The following is a 10,159-nucleotide window of genomic DNA, read 5'->3' as shown; positions in this document are numbered from 1 at the left end:
AAAAGAGCGTGCCGAGCAGACCGCAGCCGAGACGGCGCAGGCTCTGACACGAGAACGCGCTTCCGCAGCATCGATCCGTGAGGACCTTAATAAAGCCCGCCTGGAGCGCGGCACGTCCCCAGCACTTTCAGGAGAGGTCACCAGGCTGAACGAAGCTCTGGACAATCAGCGCGAAGCCACTGTTTCTCTGGCCCGCGACCTGGCTGCCAAACGCGCGGACAATGACAAACTCAGAGCTGAGCGCCGCAGCGCGCAAATTGAGCCGCCGCTGCAGCCTCGCTCTGGCCGCGCATCGGTCGGCACCGGTCAGATGAAGGCTGTCAGCCAGAAGACGACTACGCGCAGCAAGCTTCGCAACTCCTCGCAGGTGATCCGCATGCGTACTATCGCGCTTCCCTTTGCCCTCCGGCCAATACACCCGATGTCGGATTGAATTCAAAACGATTGCGACGACGGTGAACGCTCCAGTCATTAGCCTGCACCATTCGCAACACACGGAGGCCCGGAAAAGGGGATCGCAAGGAGTTCCGCTCTGCGCTACGTCAGACCGATCACGCTGCCTTTCGCGTTCAATTCGCACCCGACCGGCGCCTCACGCGTCTCCACCCGTCCCTGATGCATATAGTCGATGCTGACCTGAATGGGGGCCGAGATCTTGCGTTTGCTCAACCGACGTATGGAACCTGCGCTGCTGACGCGCACACTGGCCGCACCAAACTTGGCGGCGGCCTGCTCGATTGCGTCCTGACAGGCGCGAACGACCTTATCCGGGACACCGGGCAGCGCTTCGATCGGGTGGACCGCTGATAGAACAGTGTTGTCTTCGAGAGGCTGCAGGGCGGGCGGGAGGTCGAGCGAATGTCCGCCGCCTGTGGACAGGTCGACAATGGCAGCTGGAGGTGACGGTATTGAGGCCGTTGGAGTGGTGCTGATCCCGTCATCGTTCGACGACGGACTGCCGCTGGCGCCTACGGGATCAGCGGGATCGCCGGCAGGTCCTTTGCCTTTGCCCTTGCCTTTGCCGTTGCCGCCGTTGTCATGGCTGCCATGACCCCCGTTGTCACCCTGATGGCCGCCACCGTCATGCCCCCCGCCGTGCGGGCCGGCGGCTGCAGTTCCAGCGCAAGCTACCGCGATCGAGCAAGCAAATGCCAAATAAGCCAAGCTGAATCCAAGGGATTGACGCACGGTAGTCTCCAAATGTGCCCAGCTGTCCTTGCGCGGCATGCGGTCAGAACGTCTAAACCGCCGCCCCAAGGCAAAAACTAGCGAATACGGTGCCCACGGAATTAACTAGTGGATGAATCCGCTGCATCAAGGATGCTGTGGGGGGCGATCGCGATAGCGGCAACACAGCAATTTTTCCCAAGACCCAGAAACCACAACGCCGCAAGTTATCGCGGCGATGTTCCAGCTCCCTGCTCGCCTTGGAGAAAGCGATGACGACCACAATGTCCCCTTTTCTCACCGCCCTCACCTCCGATGGCCCTTCCACCGACTGGGCGAAAGACATGGACCTGTACGCTTGGCTGATCGGCAGTTGGGACATGGACACGGTCCACCATCTCGACGATGGCACGATCCGGAAATGGGATGGGGAATGCCATTTCGGCTGGGTGCTCGAAGGCCGTGCCGTCCAGGACCTCTGGATCAGGCCGAGGCGCCCTGCCCCCTCGATCATGTACGGCACCACCTTGCGCGTCTTCGATCCCGGCATCGACGGCTGGCACATCATCTGGAGCGATCCGCTCAACCAGGATTACTCACGCCAGATCGGGCGGGCTGAGGGCAACGACATCGTCCAGATCGGCCATGACTCGCGCGGCCTGCAAGCCCGTTGGCGCTTCACCGAGATCACGGCCGACAGCTTCCATTGGATCGGCGAGGAAAGGATGACTGAGAGCGATTCCTGGCGGGTGACTTATGAGCATTTTGCCCGGCGGGCAGGTTCCTGACGCACTGTCTGTGGCCGATCGCAGATTTCCAGGACCGCTCCTCCTTCCGCGCGCGCTCGCCGTAACGAACCACGATCATACGGCCTTGACGATGCTGATTGGGGTGCGTGCCGACGCCTATCCGCGTCCCGGCGCATAGGCGGCCTTCAACTACTTACTTTGAGCCTTTCACCGTCAAGTGCCGGGATCGCTCGAACATCGCCAGTTTGTGCCCATATGTCATCCGCACCTCGGATCGGCACCCTTCGCATCTGAACATTGTGACGATGCGCTTCATATATTAGTGATCAACGATATATTAATAGCTACAGTGCAGCCTGTTCGACTCGGGAAATCTCCCGATCGACGATCCGGCACTCGGTGTGCCGAGACGCTCGACCGATGCGGAGCAAAACGCATGAGTGTCGAAACAGCATTGGCGCAGCTACTGCGCATGATCCACCGTCGCGCCCTGAATTTGGCTGCACTACCGGACGATGAGAGAGATCCATACTACGATAGCATCCGCCGGTCCTGTTGCGGAGCGGCCGAGCACATCGGTCAATCCCCCGACAATGCCGCCATCACCGCAAACAGCATGGTCGAATTTACCCGGGCGATGGTCGGCATCATCGAGGCGGGGCGCGGATAAATCGCGCGTCAACACGCTCGCGACGAGCTCGGGAGGTGCCGAGAAGCGCGGCTACGGCGCGTTGCCTGCGGCTCGCGCGGTGACGATTGCCATGCGCAGGTCGACGAGCGGGCTTCCAAGCGATCGCTATCTCAGATCCCGCCCCAGATGTTCGAGGACAGATGCTTGGTTGTCGGCATCACCGGCCAGCAAATATCCAACTGGTTGTCGGACGGCATGCCGTTCCGTATCCGCGTTGGCTTGCGGGCATCCTGCGCATATTTCAACGCCGCGCCCATGCGATTCAATGTCTTCAGGATCGACATAAAGTTTATCCTCAATTCGCCATGGCTGTAACGGGGGAATCCCGCCGCCTTCATGATGGCGCCTTAGATGACCAACGGTTGTTTCCGCCGCATTGCACGCAAGCGCAAGGCTCGTAACGAGAAGGACAGGCTTTGAAACATTTGTATGCAAACGAGCCGCCATGGCTTGCGAGGCGTCTGGCCGGCTCGGCTACTGCCGTTGCCGTTTCGAAACAAATTTGCGTTCAAGCGCCATCAAACCGAAACCAAACTGCAGGAAAACCGCCATCGACCGGCTCGACCGGAATTTAAACAAAGGAAAAATCGAAATGTCCAAGATTGTTCGCAATGCAATTTTCGCCATTGTTGCTGTCTTCGGCTTCGCTGGTTCGGCTTATGCTCAGCAGGCGGCCCTCAATTCGTGCAGCAACCATGACGATTACTACGCCATGTGCCTGGGCGCGAACAACGGCGACCACCATGATGGCCGCGGAAGCGATCGCCGTTAATCGACTATCCGCTGAAAAAGCCCCGCAGGCATCTCGCCGGCGGGGCTTTTTCGCGCTCCATCATCCTACCGGAAGACCTATGCCCTCGGGTTGCCAGGTCATTACTTGAAAAGTTCGGAAAGAACGGCATTTTCAAATTGCGACGGGTGGTGAGCCATGCTGGCAACCACGCCCAGCTTGTACGCCGGCAGGCCACAATGAATCACGGCGAGTCGGCGGCTGTTAGGGTAGCCGCCGCATTTAATTAGCGTTAACTAATTATAGACCGCGCTGTTCTATTCTGACACAGCGCGGTCTACTGCCACACAATGACCGTGCAGGCGGCTCTGGCCCAATCCACCCCCCCAAGCTGGAGCCGCCACTCTCACCATACTCGGCCCGGTTGAACTAATCCTTACCAAATATCCTTTCTGGTGTGTTTCGCAGAAAGGTGGCCTTGTAGCCAAATGCTCGGTCGGTCGAGCACGATGCTTGGCCCTGATCGCAGTTCGGTTGCCAGGAATCACTCTCGTTACAACGCGGCAGTCTGGCGGTCGCAGGACTGAAACATTGCTACTTTAACGTGCTATCGGTGGGTGCATAGGAGCGTGTGGCAAAATGTCGATTCCTAAAAACCTGAATGAGACAGATCTCAGATTCGAATGTCCAAGATGCCGGCATCCGATTATCCGGAAAGGCTCCTGGTTCAAGTCCGTGGCTACATTCAAATGCGGGGGCTGCCAAACACCGATACGGCTTGGATATCCGGCAAAGCTCCGATTGTTCGAGAAACACAACCAGTCAGCCAGCCCCAATCGCATCAGCCAAGCCTAATAGATACGCGTCATCTCATCCCGACCAGGCGATGTCTCCGTTGGATCAGTCTTTGAGTATAGTGGCCGTCCCTGGTCGACTTGTTTTCAAAAAATAAGAACGCGGTTGAACCGCGCCTTTTTTACTTCAGCGCTGACGATCACTGGCTACGGTGCCCTACTCTGCCGCCGCATACCCCGCGATACCCTTGATCTCGAGAAAATCCTCCAGCCCGTATTCGGCATATTCGCGACCGTTGCCGGACTGCTTGTAGCCGCCGAAGGGCAGGCCCGCGTCCCAGGCCGGGTAGTTGATGTAGACGGTGCCGGAGCGCATGCGGGCGGCCGCCTGGCGCGCCTTCTCGATGTCCTTGGCCTGGATATAGGAGGCAAGGCCGAAGACGGTGTCGTTGGCCTGCTCGATCGCCTGCTCGACTGTGTCGTAGGGCATGATCGACAGCACCGGCCCGAAGATTTCCTCCCTGGCGATGCGCATGTCGTGCGTCACGTTGGCGAAGACCGTCGGGCGGACATAGTAGCCGCGGTTGAGCTCGGCCGGGCGGCCGGGGCCGCCGGCAACCAGGGTGGCGCCTTCGTCGATGCCGCTCTGGATCAGGTCCTGGATCTTGTCGAACTGCGGTTGGCTGACCACCGGACCGAGCTTCGACGTGGGCGCATCGGCCGGGCCGACGGTGAATTTCTCTGCCGCCTTCTTCGCATAGCCGGCGGCCTCGTCATGGCGGTCGCGCGACACGAACATGCGGGTCGGCGCGTTGCAGGACTGGCCGCTGTTGCCGAAGCAGCCGGCGACGCCCTTGGTGACGGCCCGCTCCAGATCCACATCGGGGAACAGGATGTTGGCCGACTTGCCGCCGAGCTCCTGATGCACGCGCTTGACGGTGTCGGCCGCCGCCTTGGCGACCAGGATGCCGGCGCGGGTCGAGCCGGTGAAGGACATCATGTCGACATCCGGGTGGCTGGCCAGCGCCTGGCCGACGGTCGGGCCGTTACCGTTGACGAGGTTGAAGACGCCTTTCGGCACGCTGGCCTCGTCGATGATCTCGGCGAAGATGATGGCGTCGAGCGGCGCGATCTCGGACGGCTTCAGCACCATGGTGCAGCCGGCGGCAAGCGCGGGACCGACCTTGCAGGTGATCTGGTTCAGCGGCCAGTTCCACGGCGTGATCAGGCCGACGACGCCGATCGGCTCCTTGACGATGAGCGAGGTGCCCTTGATGTGGCGGAACGGAAAGGTCTTCAGCACCTCGGCCATCTTCTCCAGATGCGCAAGGCCGACGCCGACCTGGCTGTCCAGCGCCATCTGGCGCGGCGCGCCCATCTCGCGCGAGACCGCGAGCGCAAGGTCCTTGCTGCGCTTCTTATAGATTTCGATGACGCGGTTGAGGATATCGAGCCGCTCCTCGACCGAAGCAAAGCCGAACGTGGCGAAGGCGCGCTTGGCCGCCGCCACCGCCTTGTCGACATCGGCCTTGGAGCCCAGCGAAATCTGCGCGAAAGCGTCCTCGTTGGAAGGATCGATGACGTCGAGTGTATTGGGCACAACAGGATCGACCCACACGCCATCGATATAGAACTGCAGATTGTGGGACATGATTTCTCCTTGGGCGGGATATCTGATGTGATTGGGGGGCGATCGCCGGATCGTCGCATCGCGTCAGAGATGACGATGCGGCAAGAGCGATGTCAAACACAAGGGCGGGCAATTGAGCCAGGCGGCTACAGAAGAATGTGCCCCGCCGCGACCAGAAGCCCCCTTGCGGCGGCTTCATCCTCCACTTTGACGAGCAGATGGTCGCCATCGAAGGTGGACACCAGAAAAATGCCGAGTTCGTTTTCCGACAATGGCTTTATTACCGACAGCACGATGCCTGTTTCGTCGAAGGCAAAGGGACCCTGGAGTTTCAGGGCGACCCAGTCCCTGTCGTGCTGCACCCCGTCCGGCACCCGCTCCTGCAGGCAGACGACCGAAAGCTCGTCCTCGGTCCTGGTGATGCTGACGAAACCCGGTCCGTCGGCCCAGCCAGGAATGCTCTCTTTTGCTGCGAGGCGCGAAACCGCATACCGCCCCGAGAGTGGCTTCAACCGGACCCTGATTGCCATCCGAACCTCCTCTGTTTGTCGGCGATCACGGATTCGATGCACGTCTGAGCGGCAGCAATCTGCTCCAAACCGAGATTCTGCGTCAACTTGGGAGCAATCCTACAGAGATCATCGATGGCGTTCTGTATTATGCCAGCTTCTTGCTCATATAGACCGTCGTGCCGTTCATGAACGGTTCTTCGCGGTCGATCGTATAGCCGTGCTTCTTGTAAAGCGACACATTGGCTGCGAAGGCGCCATTGGTCAGCAGGCGCAATTCGAAGCGGCTCGCCGCGCGCGCCTTGTGCTCGGCCCGTTCGAGCAACAGCCGGCCAATGCCCCTGCCCTGCGCGTCCGGCGCCACGCAGACATTCTCGATCCAGAGGTGATCCTCCTCCAGCATGGTCTCGATCATGCCGACAATGCGATCGCCCTCGACGGCAAGTTCAAACGGATGCTCGGCAACTGCTCTGTCATAGTCGGCGCGCATCGGCATCGGCTCGCGGCCGATCAACGGCACCCATCTGGAATAGGCGGCGCGCACGATGTCCCTGATCGTGGCAGCGTCAGCACGTTCGGCCGGCCGAAACCGGATGGAAGAATTGGTCACAGCAAGGCTCCAGACATGAAAGCCCCGCCGGCGGATGTCGCGGCGGGGCGGGAAACGAACAAACCGGAATTTATTCGGCCGGTGTTTGTCGTCGCGCAATCGGCTTACCGCTCCCCATCGTATAGAGGCGACGTCGCTTGGTGATGGCGGGTGCAAAAACGAACATGCGCCACGCTGGGACAGGAAGTTCAGCCCGTCAAGATTTTGAGATTGGCCCAGCCTGTCGAATTCGTGGGTGTTCCATCGTCAGCTCAAAAACCAATCGTTCGTGAAAATCGATCATTCCAACCAGAACAATTCGTTGGAAAGATTTGTTCGGGAATGACATTCCTCCGGCGCACTCGCCTGGAGAATTGCATTGTCTTCCGCCATCCACATCGCGAACGATATTCCGACAAGCCCGATTTCTGCCGATCTGGCCGCAGGCCGCAAGCGGCTCGATTCAGCCTGGAACGGCATTATCCCCGGCGTCGTGCTGGTGGCGATGATCACCGCTGTGGCCTTCTCGACCCACAATGTCTCAGGCTTTGCCTTGTTCAGCCCGATGATCCTGGCCGTGGTGGCCGGCACGATCTATTCCAACGTGCTCGGCCTGCCCGCCCACGCCAAGGCCGGCATCGCCTTTTCGCAAAAGCGCCTGCTGCGCTTCGCCATCGTGCTGCTCGGCTTCCAGCTCACGTTCGGCCAGGTGTCGGGCATCGGCCTTGGCGGCGTCGGCATCGTCGCGGCCACGCTTGGCGCCACCTTCCTCTTCACCGTCGCGCTCGGCAAGCTGATCGGCGTCGATACCAAGCTGGCCCAGCTGATCGCCGCCGGCACCTCGATCTGCGGAGCTTCGGCAATAGTCGCCACCAACATTGTCACCGACGCGCGCGACGAGGACGTGACCTACGCGGTTGCCGCGATCACGCTGTTCGGCACCATCGCCATGCTCGGCTTTCCCCTGTTGGCGCCGGTCTTCGGGCTCGACCAGCACGCCTTCGGCCTATGGGCGGGAGCCTCGATCCATGAGGTGGCGCAGGTGATCGGCGCCGGCTTCCAGAACGGTTCGCAGGCCGGCGAGACGGCGACCGTCGCCAAGCTGACGCGCGTCGCCATGCTGGCGCCGATGGTGATCGCGCTCGGTGTCATGGCACGCCGCGGCAGCAGTGATGCTTCCGGCGCCAGGCCGCCGCTGCCTTGGTTCGTCGCGGCTTTCGTCGCGGTGGTGGCGCTGAACAGCCTGATCGCGATCCCGGCGCAGATCCATTCGGCGATCGCCCTCGCAGCACAGATCATGCTCACCATGGGCCTCGCGGCCATGGGCTTGCAGGCCGATATTTCGGGGCTTCGCTCGCGCGGACTGCGGCCGCTGATGCTGGCCTTCTCAGCCTTCATCTTCATCGGCTGCTTCAGCCTGATGCTGGTGAAGTTCGTGTAAGGCAGGGTCGCCTCACCTATCAGCCTTCATCATCGTCCTCGAACTCACAGGCCGCGACATAGATCGCGGCGAGCTTCTCGATGCCTGTCTGGTCTTCCTTGTCGAAGCGCCCGGGCAGCGGACTGTCGAGGTCGAGCACGCCGAACGCGCCTTCGGCATCGCGCAGAAGCACGACCAGCTCCGAGCGCGAATCGGCATCGCAGGCGATGTGGCCGGGAAATTCGTTGACGTCCTTGACCAGCATCGACATGTCGAGCTCGATGGCCTTGCCGCAGACGCCCTTGCCGACGGCGATGCGAACGCAGGCGGGCTTGCCCTGGAAGGGTCCGAGCACCAGCTCGTCATCGGAGGCGAGGAAATAGAAGCCGGCCCAGTTGAGGTCGGGCACCATCTGGTAGATCAGCGCCGCGGTGTTGGCGGCGTTGGCGACGGAATCGCCCTCGCCTTCGAGCAGCGCTTTCAATTGCGTGGCCAACTCCTTGTAGAAGGCCGGCTTGTTGCTTGTGTCGATTGCCGTTGCCGCAAACATCGTGTTGTTGCTCCGTTGCAAGCCAGCCGAGGGGCCGGCTACAGTTTGGTCTTCTCTGCCACCAATGCAGCACGTGGGAAATACAAAAACGTGAGCGACAGCCTCGCCAGCCGAAAACGCGACCGTGCGCCGCCGGAACCGCGCGAAGCGCCCCTCACCTTCGCGGTGCTGGTTTTTCCCGGTTTTCCGATGATGGCATTTTCGTCCGTCATCGAGCCGCTGCGCGCCGTCAACATTCTTGCCAAGCGCGACTGCTATCGATGGGTGATCGTCGGGGCCGATGCGGGTACGGTTGAGGCATCGAACGGCGTCGTCATCCAACCCGGTTTCTCGGCCGCCGACGCGCCGAAGGTCGACCGCATCGTCGTGTGTTCCGGCGGCGATGCCGATCATGTCGTGGCCGATGAGGCGATGAGCTGGATCCGCAAAAGCCTGCGCGGCGGCGCACATATCGGCGCTGTCGCCGACGCCGCCTTCTTCCTCGCCCGCGCCGGCCTGCTCGACGGCCATGCCTGCACCTTGCACTGGACCAGCCAGGCAGCCTTCAGCGAGGCTTTTCCGGAAATCGAGCTTCGGCGCGATCTCTTCGTCATCGACCGCAAGCGCTTCACCTCGGCCGGCGGCGTCGGCAGCCTCGACATGATGCTGGAAATCATCACGCGCGACTATGGCGCCGAAATCGCGGCGGGCGTCGCCGAATGGTTCGTGCACTCGCCATTGCGGTCGAGCGTCGACCGCAAGCTGATGCCGCTCAGGCTGCGCACCGGCGTCCAGAACGAGCTGGTTCTGTCGGCCATCGCCATCATGGAGGATGCGGTCGAGGAAAGGCTCGGCATGGCGGAGCTGGCGGAACGGCTCGGCGTGTCGGCCGACAAGCTCGAGCGCAGTTTCCGCGCCGAGCTGGATATCTCGCCCAACGGATATTACCGGCGGCTGCGGCTGAAGCGCGCCGCCGACCTGCTGGCGCATTCGACGCTGATGGTGAGGGATGTGGCGCTGGCGTGCGGGTTTGCTTCGATGTCGAGCTTTGCAAGGGCGTTTCGCGAGGAGCACGGGCACGCGCCTAAGGCGATGCGGCGGCATTAGGTGGAGTGGTGCGGCTCCACGCTCCTTCGTCATCCTAGGGCGAAGCGACGCGCAGCGGAGCGAAGACCCTAGGATCCATGCCGTGACCTGAAAGCGTCTGGCGATGCAGAATTGGCACCCGGCCGCAGCAAGGATTTTCTGCACCGCTGCATTGTCTGGCCGACGTAACGGCATGGCAACTGTGTTCATGCGAATGCGGTTTTGTCGCGAATGATAGCGTTGAGGACGACCAGGAGCTTCCTTG

The 10,159-nt window shown here is 61.2% G+C and carries 11 protein-coding genes and 1 pseudogene; 6 read left to right on the top strand and 6 right to left on the bottom strand.

All coding sequences use genetic code 11. The annotated features are described in order from the left end of the window. A pseudogene (locus LB520_RS29050) lies at positions 1–433 on the top strand (hypothetical protein); the annotation flags it as partial. Between the two features lie 104 nt (positions 434–537). Here LB520_RS29050 and LB520_RS29045 read toward each other — a convergent pair. Continuing rightward, complete coding sequence (locus LB520_RS29045) at positions 538–1,188, bottom strand: hypothetical protein (protein WP_224627078.1); 651 nt, start codon at positions 1,186–1,188, stop codon at positions 538–540. 251 nt (positions 1,189–1,439) lie between these two features. Here LB520_RS29045 and LB520_RS29040 point away from each other — a divergent pair, with 251 nt between their 5' ends. Both LB520_RS29040 and LB520_RS29035 read left to right on the top strand, forming a co-directional pair. After that, complete coding sequence (locus LB520_RS29040) at positions 1,440–1,955, top strand: hypothetical protein (protein WP_224627080.1); 516 nt, start codon at positions 1,440–1,442, stop codon at positions 1,953–1,955. Between the two features lie 397 nt (positions 1,956–2,352). Next, entirely contained in the window at positions 2,353–2,586 is a 234-nt protein-coding gene (locus LB520_RS29035) for a hypothetical protein (RefSeq protein ID WP_140633997.1), read from the top strand. Positions 2,587–2,717: 131 nt separating this feature from the next. Here LB520_RS29035 and LB520_RS29030 read toward each other — a convergent pair whose 3' ends face one another. Then, positions 2,718–2,891, bottom strand: coding sequence for a hypothetical protein (locus tag LB520_RS29030; protein WP_224640213.1), 174 nt, complete (start codon positions 2,889–2,891; stop codon positions 2,718–2,720). Positions 2,892–3,052: 161 nt separating this feature from the next. Here LB520_RS29030 and LB520_RS29025 point away from each other — a divergent pair, with 161 nt between their 5' ends. Then, positions 3,053–3,379 (top strand): hypothetical protein, encoded by a 327-nt coding sequence (locus tag LB520_RS29025; protein WP_095767762.1) that lies wholly within the window; start codon positions 3,053–3,055, stop codon positions 3,377–3,379. Between the two features lie 969 nt (positions 3,380–4,348). On the opposite strand, the gene LB520_RS29020 is transcribed toward LB520_RS29025, so the two are convergent. The 3 genes from LB520_RS29020 to LB520_RS29010 form a co-directional block, all read right to left on the bottom strand. Continuing rightward, complete coding sequence (locus LB520_RS29020; protein WP_224640212.1) at positions 4,349–5,782, bottom strand: aldehyde dehydrogenase family protein; 1,434 nt, start codon at positions 5,780–5,782, stop codon at positions 4,349–4,351. A gap of 125 nt (positions 5,783–5,907) precedes the next feature. Further along, positions 5,908–6,291, bottom strand: a complete 384-nt coding sequence (locus LB520_RS29015) for an ACT domain-containing protein (RefSeq protein ID WP_095767765.1) — start codon at positions 6,289–6,291, stop codon at positions 5,908–5,910. Positions 6,292–6,418: 127 nt separating this feature from the next. Further along, positions 6,419–6,880, bottom strand: a complete 462-nt coding sequence (locus LB520_RS29010) for a GNAT family N-acetyltransferase (protein ID WP_224632354.1) — start codon at positions 6,878–6,880, stop codon at positions 6,419–6,421. Between the two features lie 358 nt (positions 6,881–7,238). On the opposite strand from LB520_RS29010, the gene LB520_RS29005 reads away from it, so the two are divergent. Then, positions 7,239–8,300, top strand: a complete 1,062-nt coding sequence (locus LB520_RS29005; protein WP_224640211.1) for a YeiH family protein — start codon at positions 7,239–7,241, stop codon at positions 8,298–8,300. A gap of 19 nt (positions 8,301–8,319) precedes the next feature. Here the strand turns inward: LB520_RS29005 and LB520_RS29000 are convergent, their stop codons facing one another. Continuing rightward, positions 8,320–8,829, bottom strand: a complete 510-nt coding sequence (locus tag LB520_RS29000) for a GAF domain-containing protein (RefSeq protein ID WP_140842608.1) — start codon at positions 8,827–8,829, stop codon at positions 8,320–8,322. Positions 8,830–9,018: 189 nt separating this feature from the next. On the opposite strand from LB520_RS29000, the gene LB520_RS28995 reads away from it, so the two are divergent. Beyond that, complete coding sequence (locus tag LB520_RS28995) at positions 9,019–9,915, top strand: GlxA family transcriptional regulator (RefSeq protein WP_224532761.1); 897 nt, start codon at positions 9,019–9,021, stop codon at positions 9,913–9,915. Positions 9,916–10,159 lie beyond the last annotated feature (244 nt).

This window comes from Mesorhizobium sp. CA12 (genome assembly GCF_020165255.1).
Lineage (GTDB): Bacteria > Pseudomonadota > Alphaproteobacteria > Rhizobiales > Rhizobiaceae > Mesorhizobium.
Note: the sequence above shows the minus strand (reverse complement) of the source record. Positions and strands in the feature narration are given on the sequence as shown.

What these genes read in the sequence shown, in the direction of transcription:
- LB520_RS29040 (WP_224627080.1), top strand. Translation starts at nt 1,440, where the DNA reads ATGACGACCACAATGTCCCCTTTTCTCACCGCCCTCACCTCCGATGGC.
- LB520_RS29035 (WP_140633997.1), top strand. Translation starts at nt 2,353, where the DNA reads ATGAGTGTCGAAACAGCATTGGCGCAGCTACTGCGCATGATCCACCGT.
- LB520_RS29030 (WP_224640213.1), bottom strand. Translation starts at nt 2,891, where the DNA reads ATGTCGATCCTGAAGACATTGAATCGCATGGGCGCGGCGTTGAAATAT.
- LB520_RS29025 (WP_095767762.1), top strand. Translation starts at nt 3,053, where the DNA reads ATGGCTTGCGAGGCGTCTGGCCGGCTCGGCTACTGCCGTTGCCGTTTC.
- LB520_RS29020 (WP_224640212.1), bottom strand. Translation starts at nt 5,782, where the DNA reads ATGTCCCACAATCTGCAGTTCTATATCGATGGCGTGTGGGTCGATCCT.
- LB520_RS29015 (WP_095767765.1), bottom strand. Translation starts at nt 6,291, where the DNA reads ATGGCAATCAGGGTCCGGTTGAAGCCACTCTCGGGGCGGTATGCGGTT.
- LB520_RS29000 (WP_140842608.1), bottom strand. Translation starts at nt 8,829, where the DNA reads ATGTTTGCGGCAACGGCAATCGACACAAGCAACAAGCCGGCCTTCTAC.
- LB520_RS28995 (WP_224532761.1), top strand. Translation starts at nt 9,019, where the DNA reads ATGATGGCATTTTCGTCCGTCATCGAGCCGCTGCGCGCCGTCAACATT.